This window comes from Sinorhizobium sp. 7-81, from assembly GCF_030124405.1.
GTDB lineage: Bacteria > Pseudomonadota > Alphaproteobacteria > Rhizobiales > Rhizobiaceae > Sinorhizobium > Sinorhizobium psoraleae.
In genome coordinates, this window is record NZ_JASKLT010000001.1 from 1323519 (window position 1) to 1340408 (window position 16890).

12 protein-coding genes, 3 tRNA genes and 1 pseudogene are annotated in these 16890 nt (G+C 61.1%); 14 read left to right on the forward strand and 2 right to left on the reverse strand.

Annotated features, from left to right (window positions below):
* Positions 1 to 34 precede the first annotated feature (34 nt).
* The 3 genes from lon (at position 35) to QN224_RS06375 (ending at position 5463) form a co-directional block, all read left to right on the forward strand.
* Positions 35 to 2455, forward strand: a complete 2421-nt coding sequence (lon, locus tag QN224_RS06365; RefSeq protein WP_283975957.1) for an endopeptidase La — start codon at positions 35 to 37, stop codon at positions 2453 to 2455.
* Positions 2456 to 2676: 221 nt separating this feature from the next.
* Entirely contained in the window at positions 2677 to 2949 is a 273-nt protein-coding gene (hupB, locus tag QN224_RS06370; RefSeq protein WP_136504269.1) for a DNA-binding protein HupB, read from the forward strand.
* Positions 2950 to 3267: 318 nt separating this feature from the next.
* On the forward strand, positions 3268 to 5463 hold the full coding sequence (locus QN224_RS06375; RefSeq protein WP_283975958.1) for an esterase-like activity of phytase family protein: 2196 nt from the start codon (positions 3268 to 3270) through the stop codon (positions 5461 to 5463).
* A gap of 92 nt (positions 5464 to 5555) precedes the next feature.
* Here the strand turns inward: QN224_RS06375 and QN224_RS06380 are convergent, their stop codons facing one another.
* A complete protein-coding gene (locus tag QN224_RS06380; protein ID WP_173512530.1) occupies positions 5556 to 6029 on the reverse strand; it encodes a MarR family winged helix-turn-helix transcriptional regulator in 474 nt (157 codons plus the stop codon).
* Positions 6030 to 6365: 336 nt separating this feature from the next.
* On the opposite strand from QN224_RS06380, the gene QN224_RS06385 reads away from it, so the two are divergent.
* The 3 genes and pseudogenes from QN224_RS06385 to QN224_RS06400 all read left to right on the forward strand — a co-directional run bounded on the left by QN224_RS06385 (position 6366) and on the right by QN224_RS06400 (position 11567).
* Positions 6366 to 7640 (forward strand): exonuclease SbcCD subunit D, encoded by a 1275-nt coding sequence (locus tag QN224_RS06385; protein ID WP_283976107.1) that lies wholly within the window; start codon positions 6366 to 6368, stop codon positions 7638 to 7640.
* Positions 7640 to 11107 (forward strand): annotated as a pseudogene (locus QN224_RS33845) (AAA family ATPase). Before QN224_RS06385 ends, QN224_RS33845 begins: the two are co-directional and overlap by 1 nt.
* 61 nt (positions 11108 to 11168) lie before the next feature.
* Entirely contained in the window at positions 11169 to 11567 is a 399-nt protein-coding gene (locus QN224_RS06400) for a cupin domain-containing protein (protein WP_173512532.1), read from the forward strand.
* Positions 11568 to 11634: 67 nt separating this feature from the next.
* On the opposite strand, the gene QN224_RS06405 is transcribed toward QN224_RS06400, so the two are convergent.
* A tRNA-Val gene (locus QN224_RS06405) sits at positions 11635 to 11710 on the reverse strand.
* Positions 11711 to 12153: 443 nt separating this feature from the next.
* Here QN224_RS06405 and QN224_RS06410 point away from each other — a divergent pair.
* From QN224_RS06410 to QN224_RS06445, 8 genes are all read left to right on the forward strand, one after another.
* Positions 12154 to 12230 (forward strand) — tRNA-Asp (locus tag QN224_RS06410).
* Between the two features lie 74 nt (positions 12231 to 12304).
* Positions 12305 to 12381 (forward strand) — tRNA-Asp (locus QN224_RS06415).
* A gap of 307 nt (positions 12382 to 12688) precedes the next feature.
* Complete coding sequence (locus QN224_RS06420) at positions 12689 to 13054, forward strand: NADH-quinone oxidoreductase subunit A (RefSeq protein ID WP_136504274.1); 366 nt, start codon at positions 12689 to 12691, stop codon at positions 13052 to 13054.
* Complete coding sequence (locus QN224_RS06425) at positions 13045 to 13623, forward strand: NADH-quinone oxidoreductase subunit B family protein (protein ID WP_173512533.1); 579 nt, start codon at positions 13045 to 13047, stop codon at positions 13621 to 13623. Before QN224_RS06420 ends, QN224_RS06425 begins: the two co-directional genes overlap by 10 nt.
* Before the next feature lie 19 nt (positions 13624 to 13642).
* Positions 13643 to 14248 (forward strand): NADH-quinone oxidoreductase subunit C, encoded by a 606-nt coding sequence (locus QN224_RS06430; protein WP_283975961.1) that lies wholly within the window; start codon positions 13643 to 13645, stop codon positions 14246 to 14248.
* A gap of 56 nt (positions 14249 to 14304) precedes the next feature.
* Positions 14305 to 15495 carry an NADH-quinone oxidoreductase subunit D gene (locus tag QN224_RS06435; RefSeq protein ID WP_283975962.1) on the forward strand — a complete coding sequence of 397 codons (1191 nt, stop codon included), beginning with the start codon at positions 14305 to 14307 and terminating at the stop codon, positions 15493 to 15495.
* Entirely contained in the window at positions 15495 to 15749 is a 255-nt protein-coding gene (locus QN224_RS06440; protein ID WP_173512536.1) for a hypothetical protein, read from the forward strand. The genes QN224_RS06435 and QN224_RS06440 overlap by 1 nt, the downstream gene beginning before the upstream one ends.
* 16 nt (positions 15750 to 15765) lie before the next feature.
* The gene (locus tag QN224_RS06445) at positions 15766 to 16890 is read left to right on the forward strand and encodes an NADH-quinone oxidoreductase subunit E (protein ID WP_283975963.1); all 1125 of its coding nucleotides are present in this window, start codon (positions 15766 to 15768) and stop codon (positions 16888 to 16890) included.

Consider the following 16890-nt stretch of genomic DNA (forward strand, 5'->3'; position numbering starts at 1 on the left):
AACGGGCCCGAAATCGGGACGGAAAGGAAATGATATGACGAACAAAACGTCCTCGGCGACTGAAAGCGCGACCTATCCGGTTCTGCCGCTGCGTGACATCGTAGTCTTCCCGCACATGATCGTGCCGCTCTTCGTCGGGCGGGAGAAGTCGATCCGCGCGCTGGAAGAGGTTATGGGCACGGACAAGCAGATAATGCTTGCCACCCAGATCAACGCCACCGATGACGATCCGGAACCGTCCGCCATTTATCATGTCGGAACCATTGCCAACGTATTGCAGTTGCTGAAGCTTCCCGACGGCACCGTCAAGGTTCTCGTCGAAGGGCGCTCGCGCGCGGAGATCGATCGTTATACCGAGCGCGAGGAATTTTATGAAGCACAGGCCAATGCGCTCCACGAGCCGGAAGAAGATCCGGTCGAGATTGAAGCGTTGAGCCGCTCGGTGGTGTCCGAGTTCGAGAGCTATGTAAAGCTCAACAAGAAGATTTCTCCCGAGGTCGTCGGCGTCGCAAGCCAGATCGAAGATTATTCGAAGCTTGCCGACACGGTCGCATCGCACCTCTCCATCAAGATCGTCGAAAAGCAGGAAATGCTGGAGACGACGAGCGTGAAGATGCGCCTCGAAAAGGCCCTCGGCTTCATGGAAGGCGAGATTTCGGTTCTCCAGGTCGAAAAGCGCATCCGTTCGCGCGTCAAGCGCCAGATGGAGAAGACCCAGCGCGAGTACTATCTCAACGAGCAGATGAAGGCGATCCAGAAGGAGCTTGGCGACAGCGAGGACGGCCGCGACGAGATGGCCGAAATCGAAGAGCGCATTGCCAAGACCAAGCTCTCCAAGGAGGCGCGCGAGAAGGCTGATGCGGAGTTGAAGAAGCTGCGCCAGATGAGCCCGATGTCGGCGGAAGCCACGGTCGTGCGCAACTATCTGGACTGGCTGCTCGGCATGCCCTGGGGCAAGAAGTCGAAGATCAAGACCGACCTCAACCACGCAGAGAAGGTGCTCGACACCGATCACTTCGGCTTGGACAAGGTCAAGGAACGCATCGTCGAGTACCTTGCGGTACAGGCACGCTCCTCCAAGATCAAAGGACCGATCCTGTGCCTCGTCGGCCCGCCCGGCGTCGGCAAGACCTCACTCGCGAAGTCGATCGCGAAGGCAACGGGCCGCGAGTATATCCGCATGGCACTCGGTGGCGTTCGCGACGAGGCTGAGATCCGCGGCCACCGTCGGACCTATATCGGCTCTATGCCCGGCAAGGTCGTCCAGTCGATGAAGAAGGCGAAGAAGTCCAACCCGCTCTTCTTGCTCGACGAGATCGACAAGATGGGCCAGGACTTCCGCGGCGATCCGTCCTCGGCGCTTCTGGAAGTGCTCGATCCGGAACAGAACTCGACCTTCATGGATCACTACCTGGAAGTCGAATATGACCTCTCCAGCGTGATGTTCATCACCACCGCGAATACGTTGAATATTCCGGCGCCGCTGATGGACCGCATGGAGGTGATCCGGATCGCCGGTTACACCGAAGAGGAAAAGCTGGAGATTGCGAAGCGGCACCTGTTGCCGAAGGCGATACGCGACCACGCTCTGCAGCCGAAGGAATTCTCGGTGACCGACGATGCTCTGATGGCCGTCATCCAGACCTATACGCGTGAAGCCGGCGTCCGCAACTTCGAGCGCGAACTGATGAAGCTCGCCCGAAAGGCTGTGACGGAGATCCTCAAGGGTAAGACCAAGAAGGTCGAAGTGACGGCGGCGAACGTCAACGACTATCTCGGCGTGCCGCGGTTCCGCCACGGCGAGGCCGAGCGCGACGACCAAGTCGGGGTGGTCACGGGACTGGCTTGGACCGAGGTCGGCGGCGAACTGCTGACGATCGAGGGCGTCATGATGCCCGGCAAGGGCCGCATGACGGTCACCGGCAACCTGCGCGACGTGATGAAGGAGTCGATTTCGGCGGCGGCATCCTATGTCCGTTCGCGTGCGATCGATTTCGGCATCGAGCCGCCGCTTTTCGACCGGCGTGACATCCACGTGCATGTGCCCGAAGGTGCGACGCCGAAGGACGGACCGTCGGCTGGTGTCGCGATGGCGACCGCCATCGTCTCGGTTATGACCGGCATACCGATCTCCAAGGATGTCGCCATGACCGGCGAGATCACCTTGCGCGGTCGCGTGCTGCCGATCGGCGGCCTGAAGGAAAAGCTGTTGGCGGCTCTGCGCGGCGGTATCAAGAAGGTGCTGATCCCCGAGGAGAATGCCAAGGATCTGGCCGAGATTCCGGACAATGTGAAGAACAGCCTCGAAATCATCCCGGTTTCGCGGATGGGCGAGGTCCTCGAACATGCCCTGTCGCGTCGCCCCGAACCGATCGAATGGGATCCGGCGAACCAGCCTTCGCCCGTCGCAGCGGTCGATTCGCAGGACGAAGCGGGCGCTTCGATCGCGCACTGATCAAGTGCCGGAAGGGGCGTGGGACTGTGTCCCACTTGCGCCCCTGGCCAGAAAAACAAGGAAGACCGGCCTTTTGCCGGTCTTTTTTGTTGTAAAAGCCTTCCGCGAGCCTTGCATTCCAAGGGATTAGGCGCAATTGGGAATGGCAAGACGTGGGCGATGCGCAAGCCGCCCCGGCTTAGGAAGACAGTCGTTTCGAACCATATGAAAGGGGTGGAAACATGAACAAAAATGAGCTCGTGTCTGCCGTTGCTGAGAAGGCCGGACTTTCCAAGACCGATGCATCTTCTGCAGTTGATGCAGTTTTCGAGACCATCCAGGCTGAGCTGAAGAACGGTGGCGATATCCGCCTCGTCGGTTTCGGCAATTTCTCCGTGACCCGCCGCGAAGCCTCGAAGGGCCGCAACCCGTCCACGGGCGCGGAAGTTGACATCCCGGCACGCAACGTGCCGAAGTTCACGGCCGGCAAGGGCCTGAAGGACGCTGTCAACTAATCTGGTGTTTGCGGGGGTTCGAGAACCCGAGCGAACATCGCACCCTGTCTTGCCCGTTTCCCTCGTGAGAACATAGGCAGCAGAGAGGTTCATGTTTCATCTGCCGCGGAGCCGCCTGATGGCGGAAGCACGCAAGCAGATCAATTGAGGCCCGGTCCGCCCGGGCCTCTTTTCGTTTCTATCTCCTGTCATTGAGCTGTTACAGGACGGTTGCAAAAGCCTCCCATCCGGCGCGTGAAACGATCGAGCGATTCCGGATGCCAACAGCGGCACATGCGTGAGGGATATTTGCCCATGTGTCGCGACACGGAGGGACACATGAAGACATTTTCAATCACCGCAGCATTGGCGGCAGCGCTCGCCGCATCGACGGCGTCAGCCGCGCAGGCAGAACAGGTTTTCAACCGCATCGCATCCTTTGCCGTCGCCGACAATCTGCCGGAAGGTGCGGATCGCAAAGCCGCGACCTCGGCCGAAATCATAACGGCAAGCGAAGATGGCAAAACGCTCATCTACTCCGACAGCCCCGGCAAGCGCATCGGCTTCATCGACATCACCGATGCCAAGGCACCGAAAGCGGGCGGCATCGTCTCTTTTGATGGCGAACCGACATCGGTTGCTGTCGCCGGCACGAAGGCCCTCGTCGCCGTCAACACGCGCGAAAGCTTCACCAAGCCCTCCGGTCTTGTCGCCGTCGTCGATCTTGCGACGAAGAAGATCGATGCGACCTGCGACCTTGGCGGCCAGCCGGATTCGGTTGCGATCAATAAGGACAAGACGCTTGCCGCAATTGCGATCGAAAACGAGCGCGACGAGGAGGTGAATGACGGGGAGATTCCGCAGATGCCGGCGGGCGATCTCGTCATTCTTTCCTTGAAGGATGGTGTCGCCGACTGCGCGAGCATCAAGCATGTGGCGCTGACCGGTCTCGCCGAGACAGCCAGCGAAGATCCGGAGCCGGAATTCGTTGCCTTCAACGGCAAGGACGAAATCGCCCTGACGCTGCAGGAAAACAACCACATCGTCGTCATCGACGGCGAATCCGCCGCCGTGAAGACGCATTTTTCGGCCGGCACGGTCGATCTCAAGAACATCGACGCCAAGCGCGACGGTGCTATCTCGTTTACCGGCGAGCAGGCGGGCCGCAAGCGGGAGCCGGATGCGGTGAAATGGCTCGACGACAACCGACTGGTTGTTGCCAACGAGGGCGACTACGAAGGCGGAGCGCGCGGTTTCACGATCTTCGATACGACCGGCAAAGTGCTGTTCGAGTCTGGCGCGGCCTTCGAGCATGCGATTGCGGCGATCGGCCACTATCCGGACAAGAGATCATCCGCGAAAGGCGTTGAGCCGGAGGGTCTCGAAGCGGCGCGCTTCGGTGACGACAATCTCCTCTTCGTGCTCTCGGAGCGCGCCTCGATCGTTGGCGTCTACAAGGACACCGGCGCCGAACCCGAGCTGCTCCAGCTTCTCCCCTCCGGAATATCTCCCGAGGGCGCAGTGGCGATTTCGGATCGTAACCTGTTCGCAACGGCGAACGAAGTCGATCTCGTCGAAGACGGCGGCGCGCGCGCCCATGTCATGATCTATGAACGCGCGGAAGGCGACGCCGCCTATCCGCAGATCCGCTCCTCGGAGAAGGACGGACTGCCTATAGGCTTCGGCGCTCTTTCGGGGCTCGCTGCGGTCGAAGACAAGCCGGGCTTCCTGCGCGCCGTCAACGATTCCGTCTTCGCGTCCCGGCCGACGATTTTCACGATCGACGCCTCGCAGAAGCCGGCCGTGATCACCGAAGCTCTGCCGATCACCCGTGACGGTGTGCCGGCCCAGAAGCTCGACATCGAAGGCATCGCCAATGATGGCGAAGGCGGCTTCTGGCTCGCCTCGGAAGGCAACTCGGACAAGCTCTACAGCCACGCGATTTTCCATGTGAACAAGAAGGGCGAGATCAAGGAAGAGATCGCGCTGCCGGAAGCGCTGCGCGCGAACGAGATCCGCTATGGCTTCGAAGGCATCGCGACGGTCGGCGAGGGCGACGATCAGGTTCTCTGGATGGCGGTTCAGCGCGAATGGAAGGATGACGAGAAGGGCTTCGTCAAGATCGTCTCCTATAGTCCGGCGACCAAGGAATGGGGTGGCGTGCGGTATCCGCTCGACAAGTCCGAAGATGGCTGGGTCGGCCTTTCGGAAATCTCCGTCCACGGCAGCTACGCCTACATCATCGAGCGCGACAATCTGATCGGTGAGGCGGCTGGGCTCAAGAAGCTTTACCGCGTTGCACTTGCTGATCTGAAGCCGGCTGCACTCGGCGGCGAACTGCCGGTCGTCAAGAAGGAAGAGGTGCGTGACCTCATTCCGGAATTGAAAGCGCTGAACGGCTATGTCGTCGACAAGGTCGAGGGCTTCACTGTCGATGCGGCTGGCAACGGTTATGTGGTCACGGACAACGACGGCGTCGACGATTCCTCCGGCGAAACCCTGTTCTTCTCCATCGGCGCCATCGACGCGATGTAACCGCAAACGCCTGGAGAAAATGAAAGAGGCCGGGACATGACGTTCCGGCCTCTTTCTGATTTTTCTGGGAACTTCGTGGATGGTGGGCGTCTCTAGCGCGCGACGGCCACCTCAGCCTCTTCGGCTTCTTCCTTGCGTTTGCGAATTTCGTCGGTCTTCTCCACGAGTTGCCTGACGATTTCGTAAAGCTGGTCCAGCTGCTCGTCGTCGAGTGCCGAAAAGATTTCCTCAATGAGCTGCTTGCGCGGATGTTCGGCCGCTTCGAGCACGACCCGGCCGGTCTCTGTGATCGAGACGATTTTCGCGCGGCGGTCCTCGGGGTCAGGCTTCCTCATCACCAGACGGTCGCGCTCCAGCCCGTCGATCGCCTCGGTGACTGTGCGTGGCGCGAAGTTGAGCGCGCAGGCGATATCGGTGGATCGGCAAGGGCCGAGCTTGCTCAGAAAGAACAGGAACTTGCTTCGGGCAAGCGATACGCCTTCCTCCGTCATCGACTCGTTCACCAATCGATGAACGCGATGATAAAGTTCGAACAGCTTCTCGGAAACTTCGATTGTCTTCTTCATGACCGTCATAGGTATATGTTGAGGTGCCATGTCAAATGGCAGTAACACTATTGATAGTTACAATTGGCACATTTGTCGACAAAAACCTCCTAATTCTTAAGGTGCGCTTATTCAGCAAAAGGAAACGGCCCGCGTTGTAGAGGGCCGTCAATGTTGTGAGGCGAAGAATTGCTGTCTGCGGTTGTATAGGGTCGGCGCAATCGGCTGCGCGATCCGTTGAAAGGAAAGCGATCTTGTTGGTGAGGCCGACGACGTTGGGGATGGTGACCGGATCGCCTGTGGTCGAGTGATTGGGCGCCATTGACGGGCGAGGCAGCGCCGGGCCATGGTCCGGCCATGCCCTTCCGCTTCGTTCACACCGCAGACCTCCACCTCGATTCACCCTTGCGAAGCCTGGCTCTCAGGAATGCGGAGCTCGCCGATCTCGTGCGCGGCGCCACCCGAGGCGCATTGGCAAAGATCGTCGACCTGTGTATCGCCGAAAGCGTCGACGCCCTGTTGATCGCCGGCGACCTCTATGACGGCAGCCAGACCTCCATGAACACGGCGCTTTTTCTCGCCGGCGAGCTGCGTCGCCTGGACGAGGCCGGCATCAGGACGTTTCTCATTCGCGGCAACCATGACGCCCAATCCCAGGTAACGCGCGAACTGACGCTGCCACCTTCCGTTCACGTCTTCCAGGGGCGGAGCAAGCCGATGCTTGCCAAGGCAATGGCAAACGGGAGGACAGTTCATGTTCACGGGGTGAGCTTCGCCAATCCGCACGCACCGGAGAGCCTGCTGCCGTCCTTCCATCCGCCGGTCGCCGAAGCGATCAACATCGGCATGCTGCACACGAGCCTTTCCGGTTCGGAGGGGCATGATCGCTATGCGCCCTGCAGTGTCGCCGATCTCCAACGGCATGGCTTCGACTATTGGGCGCTCGGCCATGTTCACCAGCGCCAGGTGCACAGCACGCAGCCCTTTGTCGTCATGCCGGGCATGCCGCAGGGTCGCGACATCAACGAAGGGGGTGCGAAGGGCGTAACCGTCGTGACGATCGACGACGACGGACGTGTCGAGATCGAGGAGCGCTCGATCGGCGCGGCCGTGTTTGAGCGGCTTTCCGTGGATATCACCGGCGCGGTGGAATGGCGCGACGCGTTGGATCTGGTGACCCGTGCACTCGCCCGACTCCGACACCAGATCTCGGCGGAGAACCTCATTCTGCGTTTATCGCTGACGGGCGCTTCTCCGCTTGCCTGGCGCCTGAGAAGAGACGCGGATCTTTTGGAAACCGAGCTCACGAACATTGCTGTTGGGCTCAGTGGATGCTGGGTAGAGAAAATTGAGCTTCACTGCCGGGAGCCGCGAGATGAATACGATCGGCCTTCGCGAGAGCCGGTGGAGGAACTTGCCGCCCTTGTCGAAAACGAGGTGCTACCGGGCTTCGGCTTTCGGAAGGAAATAAGAACTGTCGCCGAAGAGCTCTTGCAGCAGTTGCCACTTGAGCTGCGACAGACGCTTGCGCCCGATGAAAGCGCGCTTGAAGAACTGGTGATGAGTGCCGGGCTGATGGGGAGCGCGGATGTGCTGGCACATCTCCACGCCGCCGCCAAGGGTGGCGATTGATGCGGCTGCAGCAACTCGACCTTGTGCGCTACGGCAAGTTCACCGGGCGGAGCCTCGATTTCGGCGACGCCAAATCCGGGCAACCGGACTTTCACCTTGTCTACGGTCCGAATGAGGCCGGCAAGTCGACGTTGTTTGCCGGTTTTCTCGATCTGCTTTTCGGGATCGAGCGCCTCAGCCCCTATGGCTTTTTGCACCCGTACCAGACGATGCGTGTCGGTGGCATCGTCGAAACCGGCGGTCGGCGACATCACGCCTACCGCATCAAGCGCAATGCAAACAGCCTGATCAGCTCCGATGAACAGCCGCTGCCGGAAAATCTCTTTTCGGCCGCCCTCGGCTCTATCGATCGTGCGACCTATCGAATGATGTTCTCGCTGGACGATGACAGCATTGAACAGGGCGGGGAAAGCATTCTGAAGAGCGAGGGAGAGCTTGGTTCGCTCCTCTTCTCGGCGAGTTCCGGCCTGCCGGATAGCAGCGCCGTGCTGGCGAACTTGCGCGCCGAGGCGGATGCCTTCTACAGGCCGCAAGGGCGAAAGCACGGACTCGCCGAACTGAGGGGCGAACTCGATGCGCTGAAGGTCGAGCGCAACGCGGTCGACATCAACGCGCGCGAATATGCGTCGCTTCGCAAGGCGCTGGCAAGCGCCCGCGAGCGCCATGACAGGGCGTCGGCGCAGCGCACGGAATTGCGCGTTGGCCGGGACCGGGTGCGTGCGCAGCTCGACTGTCTGCCGCTTCTCGGGCGGCTGCGCGCGGCGCAGGAAGAACTCGCGCGGCAAGAAGCTCTGCCGCTGCCGCCTTCGGAATGGTGGAGCGAACTGCCGGCGCTTCGCAAAACGGAAGCGGAAATCGCCGCCCGGTTTCTACAACTGAGCGAGGAATTGCGCCTCCGGCGCGAAGAGCTGGAAGACCTGCCTTTGGACGACCTGGCGCTGACGCTTGCGGACCGGTTCAAGGTGCTTCGCGAAACCGCGCTCGACGCCCGCTATCTGACGGCCGCGCGGGACATGCCGTCTCGCCTTGAAGAGCTTGCCGTTACGTCAAGCGGGATCGAGGCCTGTCTCGTCCGTCTCGGTGAGGCGGGCAATCCCGATCCCGTCGTACTACTCTTGCCCGCCGCAGTCGGCGCCCGGCTGCAGGATCTCGTACGGCGACATGCGATGCTCGCCGAAAGGCTCTCATCCGCGCGCGAGGAGGCGGGGAAAGCAAAGTGGCAGTGGCAGGAGGCCGACCGCAAACTTTTCCGGGCTGGGTGGAGGCGGGAAGGACCTCAGCCATCTCACCGAACGTCTGCGGCTGGCTCGCCAGAGCGATTGCCTGCTTCGTCAACAGGCAGCAAGACGCGAGGTCGACCGACTGGAGGCGGAACTTTCCGACAAGCTCGAAGCGCTCCGGCCGTTCGACGGAAATGCCGACGAGCTTGCGGCGGTTTGCGTTCCGGCGCCTGGCATGGTCGAGGCCTGGCGGGCGGAGGTAGCGCTGCAGGCGGAACGGAGATTGCGCCTCGACGCCAGGATCGCAGATGAAAGCGAGCGTCAGGCTGGAGATGAAGCGCGTCTTGCGGCGTTCAAGTCTTTCGGCGGCGCTGTGGACGACGCGGCCGCGGGCGAGTTGCGCCAGCGGCGCGATCTCGCGTGGCAGGCGCACCGCCTTCGGCTGGATGACGCCACGGCGGGCACCTTCGAGACGCTGCTGAAGGAGGATGATCGAGCCACCGCGTTCCGTTTGAGGCAGGCGGAACGGCTCGCAGAGATACGCGGCCTGACATGCGCGATTGCCGAACGGCGCGCCCGCTTGCAGGAACTTGAAGAGCAAAGAAGAGCACAGCGGTCAGGGAGCGCGGGGAGTTGGACGCGGCGGTGGGTGAGGCCGCAAGCGCCTGCGGTTTACCTAACGTCATGCTGTTGCCGCAACTTGACGCCTGGTTGGCGACGCGTGCCGCCGCGTTGGAAATACGGGTGGCTTTGCGTGCGGCGCGCCAGCAGCACGAGCGGGCGGCCTGCGAAGAAGCGACGACCGTCAGCACGCTTCAGGACGAACTTGCCCGGGTTGGAGTGACCGAGAACGTGCCAGGACGCTTGGACGGCCTGCTGGTGGTCGCCGAGCGTGTCGTCTCCGAGGCGCAGACGGCCGCCGCCGCGCATCGTGCTGCTGTTGAGCAGCATCGCAGGACTTCGGAATCGCTGGAAGGCCGTGAGGCGGTGCTTGCGATCGTCGAGGCCGAGATGGCGGCCTGGCAGCGGGAATGGGACGAGGCGCTCGCATTGACCTGGCTTGCTGGCCGGATCGAGCGGCCTGTTCCACAAGAGATTGGGCCTATGATCACCGTCTTGCAGGACTTCGACAAGCTGATGCAGCGCAAGGCTGATCTCGATCATCGAATCGCCGGCATGCGCAAGGATCAGGCTGCGTTCTGCGACGCAGTTTCAAATCTGGCCGAAACATTCGGGCTGAAGCAGACCGCAGGCGATCCGCTGGTTCTCTTCGCGTCCTTGCGCGACCGAATAAGTACTGCTCATCAGCAGCAAGAGCGCCGCGGGGCAGTCCTTGCCAGCATCGAGCGAATGGAGGAGAACCTAAGAGCGCTGCGCGCGGAGGAGCGACTCCATCTCTGCGCAAAACAGGTCATTCTCGATTTCTTTGGATGCACAACGCTTGACGACGCCGGCGCTTGCCTTGACGCAGTGCGCGAGCAGGAGAGGTTGCGGCAAAGGCTCGCCGAGCTTGAGAATGATCTTGTGACACGGCTTTGCGTGGCCACATGCGAAGAGGCGGAGACAATCCTCGCTGCGGTCGACGAGACGCAATTGCGCCACGACCTCGCCAGGTTGGAGGAGGCGATTGACGCTGCCGATCGCGATGTCAGCGAACTGCATGCGGAGGTGCGGAGCGCGGAAAAGGCGATTGCCGGCGTCGAAGGTGGGGACACGGTCGCTGAATTGGAGCAGCGGCGCCGGACGTTGCTTCTAGACATCGAAAACAGGGCGATCGGTTATTTGCGACTGAGGGCCGGCGTGGTTGCCGCCGAGCAGGCGCTACGGCTATTTCGCGAGCGCCACCGCAGCGCCATGATGCAACGCGCTTCCCGGATGTTCATGAAGATCAGCGGCGGCGAATATTCCGGCCTCTCCACGCATGCGGACAAGGGGCAGGAATTCCTGATCGCGAATGTCGCCTCGGGCGGGTCGAAGCTCGCCGGCGATCTTTCGAAAGGCACACGGTTTCAGCTTTATCTCGCTCTCAGGATTGCCGGCTACCACGAGGTTGCTGCCGCCAGGGAGGCGCTACCGTTTATCGCCGACGACATCATGGAAACATTCGACGACGATCGCGCCGGCCGTGCCTTCGAGCTGATGGCGGACATGGCGCGAGTCGGGCAGGTGATCTATCTTACCCACCACGAACATCTGTGCGATGTCGCGCGGGACGCGTGCCCGTCAGTAACCATTCACAGGCTTTAACCGAAGCGCGCCCGCTTCACGCTGTCTTGGATATTGGATCGACAACACGGAGGACTCCCCGATGGAAATCATGGAATGCGGATCGCGGCCTTCTGTGCGCGGGGCGGCGGAGTACTTCACCGGATCGGTGCGGCAGGATCCCGTGCTGGAGGCACCTGAGCCGGCGCGCGTTCGCGCCGTCACCGTGACGTTCGAGCCCGGCGCACGCACGGCCTGGCATACGCATCCGCTCGGCCAGACCTTGATCGTGACGGCTGGCCGTGGACTCGCACAAAGCTGGGGCGGGGCGTTGCGGGAGATTCGCGCGGGCGACGTCGTGTGGTTTCCGCCGGGCGAAAAACACTGGCACGGCGCCGGGCCGGACACGGCCATGACCCATATCGCGATCCAGGAAGCGCTCGACGGCAAGGTCGTGGATTGGCTCGAACACGTGACGGTTGAGCAGTATAGCGGAACGTGACGAGGCGCGCCGGTTTGAGGAGGCGCACGCCGCTGTGGTTCAAGTCGTCGGATTCTATCGGATGAAATGGTGGGCGATGAGAGACTCGAACTCCCGACATCCTCGGTGTAAACGAGGCGCTCTACCAACTGAGCTAATCGCCCGTTCGCGTTTCGAACACGTGTCCGCCGCGTCGGTGGGCGTGATCTATGCGCAACCGGGAAAAACCGCAAGAGCATTTGAGAGGTTTTTTTGATTTTTTTTATGAACACCGTTTCGCGCACCGGAGCGCATCGTCGCCGCCTGTGGACAACCTCCCGCGAGTGTGGCGGTGTCGTCAGACGAGGCACGGCTTCTCGTGGACGTATCCGGCGGCCGACGATCGGCAAAGAAAGTGCGCGGAGGCGACAGGTCGCCCACTGGCGTCTCGTGCAGTGTCTGATTTCGTGTCGCGAAGTCGGCTGTGGATCAAAATTCGCTCCGTCACGGATTTGTCTTCAAACACGCTTGACACCCAAATGCGAACCGCTTAGTTAGCCGCTCATCGAACGGCAGGGCCGCTTTGATGCGGGGCGCACGAAAGTCGCTCCGGCCTAGTCAAGATGATGCGGGTGTAGCTCAGTCGGTTAGAGTGCCGGCCTGTCACGCCGGAGGTCGCGGGTTCGAGCCCCGTCACTCGCGCCACTCTTGAAAGGCAAACCAGCGGCATTCTCAAAATGTGCCGATGATGTAATAATGACCACGCGTGGTCATGATGCGCGGGTGTAGCTCAGTCGGTTAGAGTGCCGGCCTGTCACGCCGGAGGTCGCGGGTTCGAGCCCCGTCACTCGCGCCATTTCTCCTGTCCTTCGATCGGTTCTGATGGTCCGGATTTTGGCATTTTTTGCATTGCGGCAATCTGTCTCGGTGGGCCATCGTCTACGGTAAGGTTCGTCGATTCCCGCAAATGCGCGTTTTGTCGCTGCTGCGCCGAATAATGCCACTTCATCCGGTGTCGCGAAGCGGTTTAAATGCCCCTTGAAGGCTTGCGCGCGGGCGCGGGCTGCGCTAACCACTCTGGCGTTGCAACATATTTTTCGGCCTGCGAGATTTGTTGTTCAAGTGCCTCTCCGGCGCTCTCCCGCAGGCAGGGACGGATAACAATGACTGAACTTCTCGGTTCCTATGTTCCGATCGCGATTTTCATTGGAATCGCTCTTGTGATCGGCCTCGCGCTCCTGGTCGCCCCCTTCGCCGTCGCCTTCAAGGCGCCTGATTCGGAAAAGCTGTCGGCGTACGAGTGCGGCTTCAACGCGTTTGACGACGCCCGCATGAAGTTCGACGTCCGTTTCTATCTCGTGTCGATCCTCTTCATCATCTTCGATCTGGAAGTGGCTTTCCTCTTCCCTTGGGCCGTTTCGTTCAGGGAAATGGGCTGGTTTGGCTTCTGGTCGATGATGGTCTTCCTCCTGGTGCTGACGGTCGGCTTTATCTATGAATGGAAAAAGGGAGCGCTGGAATGGAATTGATGTCCGGCACCACGCTCGTTGCGCCGCAGCCGAAGGGGATTATCGATCCCTCGACCGGCAAGCCGATTGGCAGCAATGACGCTTTCTTCGGCGAGATCAACAATGAGCTCGCCGATAAGGGTTTTCTCGTTACCTCAACCGACGAACTGATCAACTGGGCGCGTACCGGTTCGCTGATGTGGATGACCTTCGGTCTTGCCTGTTGCGCCGTCGAAATGATGCAGATGTCGATGCCGCGCTATGACGCCGAACGTTTCGGGTTCGCGCCGCGTGCCTCGCCGCGCCAATCCGACGTCATGATCGTCGCCGGTACGTTGACCAACAAGATGGCGCCCGCGCTTCGCAAGGTCTACGACCAGATGCCGGAGCCGCGCTATGTCATCTCGATGGGCTCCTGTGCCAACGGTGGCGGCTACTATCACTATTCCTATTCGGTCGTACGCGGTTGCGACCGTGTCGTGCCCGTCGACATCTACGTGCCAGGCTGTCCTCCCACGGCAGAAGCGCTGCTCTATGGCGTGCTTCTGCTGCAGAAGAAGATCCGCCGAACCGGCACGATCGAGCGCTAAGGGCAGGGGGTTCTTTGACATGAGTGAAGCCCTGAACGAGCTTGCCTCCTATCTTCGCGAGATGCGCGGCGCGCTGATCGTCGACGCATCCATCACCTTCGGCGAACTGACGGTGACGACCAAGGCGGAAAACGTCGTGGCGCTGCTGACGTTCCTGCGCGATGACGTGCAGTGCGCCTTCGTCAACCTGGTCGACGTCTGCGGCGTCGACTGGCCGCAGCGGCCGGATCGTTTCGACGTCGTCTATCACCTGCTCTCGCCGCGGCAGAACCTGCGCATCCGCGTGAAGGTCAAGACTGCAGAGGGCGAGCCTGTGCCGTCTGCGACGGCTGTTTACCCGGGCGCAGACTGGTTCGAGCGGGAAGCCTACGACCTGTACGGCATTCTCTTCACCGGCCATCCGGACCTGCGGCGCATCCTGACGGATTACGGCTTCGAGGGCCATCCGCTGCGCAAGGACTTCCCGGTCACCGGCTTCGTCGAAGTTCGTTACGACGACGAGGTCAAACGCGTCGTCTATGAGCCCGTCGAATTGAAGCAGGAATTTCGCAACTTCGATTTCCTCTCGCCGTGGGAAGGGACCGAATACGTCCTGCCCGGTGATGAAAAGGCGAAGGCACGCTGAGTTAAGTCGGCCCGTGACGATCCGCCGAGGATGTCATCCGGCCTGGAGCAATCGGTATGACCGAACACAACGTCCGCAACTTCAACATCAATTTCGGTCCGCAGCACCCGGCGGCGCACGGCGTTCTACGGCTCGTGCTGGAGCTCGACGGCGAGATCGTTGAGCGCGTCGATCCGCATATTGGGCTCCTGCATCGGGGCACCGAGAAGCTGATCGAGACCAAGACCTACCTGCAGGCGATACCTTATTTCGACCGTCTCGACTACGTCGCGCCGATGAACCAGGAGCACGCCTTCGCGCTGGCCATTGAGAGATTGACGGACACGCAGGTGCCGATCCGCGGACAGCTTATCCGCGTCCTCTATTCGGAAATCGGCCGTATCCTTTCGCATCTTCTCAACGTGACGACGCAGGCGATGGACGTCGGCGCGTTGACGCCGCCGCTCTGGGGCTTCGAAGAGCGCGAGAAGCTGATGGTCTTCTACGAACGCGCCTGCGGTGCCCGCATGCACTCGGCCTATATCCGTCCGGGCGGCGTGCATCAGGACCTGCCGCACCAGTTGGTCGAGGATATCGGCAAGTGGATCGACCCGTTCCTGAAGACCGTTGACGATATCGACGAGCTCCTCACCGGAAACCGCATCTTCAAGCAGCGCAACGTCGACATCGGCGTCGTCAAGCTGGAGGATGCATGGGCCTGGGGCTTCTCCGGCGTCATGGTGCGCGGCTCGGGTGCCGCCTGGGATCTCCGCCGTGCGCAGCCCTATGAATGCTATTCCGATCTCGAATTCGATATCCCGATCGGCAAGAACGGCGACTGCTACGACCGCTATCTGATCCGCATGATCGAGATGCGCGAGGCGGCAAAAATCATGCGCCAGTGCGTGAACCGTCTGCTCGGCGACGCGAAGGCGGGGCCGGTCTCGTCGATGGACGGCAAGATCGTGCCTCCGAAGCGCGGCGAGATGAAGCGCTCGATGGAGGCGCTGATCCACCATTTCAAGCTCTACACCGAGGGCTACCATGTACCGGCCGGCGAAGTTTACGCTGCGGTCGAAGCGCCGAAGGGCGAGTTCGGCGTCTATCTCGTCTCCGACGGCTCCAACAAGCCGTACCGATGCAAGATCCGCGCGCCGGGCTACGCGCATCTGCAGGCCATGGACTTCCTCTGTCGCGGACACCAGCTTGCCGACGTCTCGGCTGTGCTGGGCTCCCTGGACATCGTTTTCGGCGAGGTAGACCGCTGATGCGTCTGGCGCCGCTTGCCGTTCTCGGGCTTCTTGCGTTCACTTCTGCGGCATCGGCCCAGGAGGAAGTGGACAGCGCGTCGTCCCAGGCCTTGCGCGGCGGCTCCATGTCCGCACTCCTGTCGAAGGGCTATGAGATCAAGGCCGCGGTCGCCAACGGCACGCGCTACATCGTATTTTTGCAGAAAGACCAGTCAGCCTATGCCTGCGAATTCGTCTCGGTGGCGAAATCGCGGTGTGGTTCGATTAACTGATAAGGTGTCCACTAGAATGTCCGTTCGTCGACTAGCCGAAGACACTGTCCAGCCAGCGAGCTTTGCATTCAACAAAGAGAATGCTGCCTGGGCCAAGGCAACGATCAAGAAATACCCGAAGGGCCGCGAGCAGTCGGCGGTCATTCCCCTGCTGATGCGCGCCCAAGAGCAGGACGGCTGGGTGACGAAGGCGGCGATCGAGTCGATCGCAGACATGCTCGGCATGCCCTATATCCGCGTTCTCGAAGTTGCGACTTTCTACACGCAGTTCCAACTGAAACCCGTCGGTACGCGCGCGCATGTGCAGGTTTGCGGAACGACGCCGTGCATGCTGCGTGGCGCCGAGGATCTGATCAAGGTCTGCAAGAGGAAGATTGCTTCGGAACCCTTTGCTCTGAACGAGAGTGGGTCGCTGTCGTGGGAAGAAGTCGAATGTCAGGGCGCCTGCGTGAACGCTCCGATGGTGATGATCTTCAAGGATACTTTCGAAGACCTGACGCCTGAGCGGCTGGAACAGATCATCGACGGTTTCGAAGCAGGCAAGGGCGCGGAGATCAAGCCCGGCCCGCAGATCGATCGCGTCTATTCCGCGCCCGTTGGCGGTCCGACGACATTGCTGACGGCGGACCCGGCGATTAAGAACAGCCCCGCTCGGGCAAAAAAGGCGTCGAGCGAGCCGGCTGTCAGCGTGCCGCCGGCGAACGCGGGAAGGCCGAAGACCGCAAGCGCCGTCACCAACCCGACATTAAAGACTCCGGCGACCGCAAGAAAAGAAGCGGCCGCAATCGCCAAGACCGAAGGCGAGACGATTGACAAGTCCAAGCCGGCGAAGCCTGCGGTCACAGGCCGGCCGTCCCTCGAGGACAAGGACCGCCCGGCGGGCATTGAGAAGCCGGCTGTCGTCGACGATCTCAAGCTGATCTCGGGCGTCGGCCCCAAGATCGAAGGCATCCTGAACGAGCTTGGCATCTACACCTTCGCCCAGGTCGCTTCCTGGAAAAAGGCCGAGCGCGAATGGGTCGACGGGTATCTGAATTTCAGGGGCCGCATCGAGCGCGACGATTGGGTCAAGCAGGCCAAGGCGCTCGCCAAGGGCGGCGAAGCCGAATACATCAAGGTTTTCGGCAAGAAGCCGCGGTAA

What these genes read in the sequence shown, in the direction of transcription:
- QN224_RS06430 (WP_283975961.1), top strand. Translation starts at nt 13,643, where the DNA reads ATGAGTGAAGCCCTGAACGAGCTTGCCTCCTATCTTCGCGAGATGCGC.
- lon (WP_283975957.1), top strand. Translation starts at nt 35, where the DNA reads ATGACGAACAAAACGTCCTCGGCGACTGAAAGCGCGACCTATCCGGTT.
- hupB (WP_136504269.1), top strand. Translation starts at nt 2,677, where the DNA reads ATGAACAAAAATGAGCTCGTGTCTGCCGTTGCTGAGAAGGCCGGACTT.
- QN224_RS06400 (WP_173512532.1), top strand. Translation starts at nt 11,169, where the DNA reads ATGGAAATCATGGAATGCGGATCGCGGCCTTCTGTGCGCGGGGCGGCG.
- QN224_RS06375 (WP_283975958.1), top strand. Translation starts at nt 3,268, where the DNA reads ATGAAGACATTTTCAATCACCGCAGCATTGGCGGCAGCGCTCGCCGCA.
- QN224_RS06435 (WP_283975962.1), top strand. Translation starts at nt 14,305, where the DNA reads ATGACCGAACACAACGTCCGCAACTTCAACATCAATTTCGGTCCGCAG.
- QN224_RS06420 (WP_136504274.1), top strand. Translation starts at nt 12,689, where the DNA reads ATGACTGAACTTCTCGGTTCCTATGTTCCGATCGCGATTTTCATTGGA.
- QN224_RS06445 (WP_283975963.1), top strand. Translation starts at nt 15,766, where the DNA reads ATGTCCGTTCGTCGACTAGCCGAAGACACTGTCCAGCCAGCGAGCTTT.
- QN224_RS06385 (WP_283976107.1), top strand. Translation starts at nt 6,366, where the DNA reads ATGCCCTTCCGCTTCGTTCACACCGCAGACCTCCACCTCGATTCACCC.
- QN224_RS06380 (WP_173512530.1), bottom strand. Translation starts at nt 6,029, where the DNA reads ATGAAGAAGACAATCGAAGTTTCCGAGAAGCTGTTCGAACTTTATCAT.
- QN224_RS06425 (WP_173512533.1), top strand. Translation starts at nt 13,045, where the DNA reads ATGGAATTGATGTCCGGCACCACGCTCGTTGCGCCGCAGCCGAAGGGG.
- QN224_RS06440 (WP_173512536.1), top strand. Translation starts at nt 15,495, where the DNA reads ATGCGTCTGGCGCCGCTTGCCGTTCTCGGGCTTCTTGCGTTCACTTCT.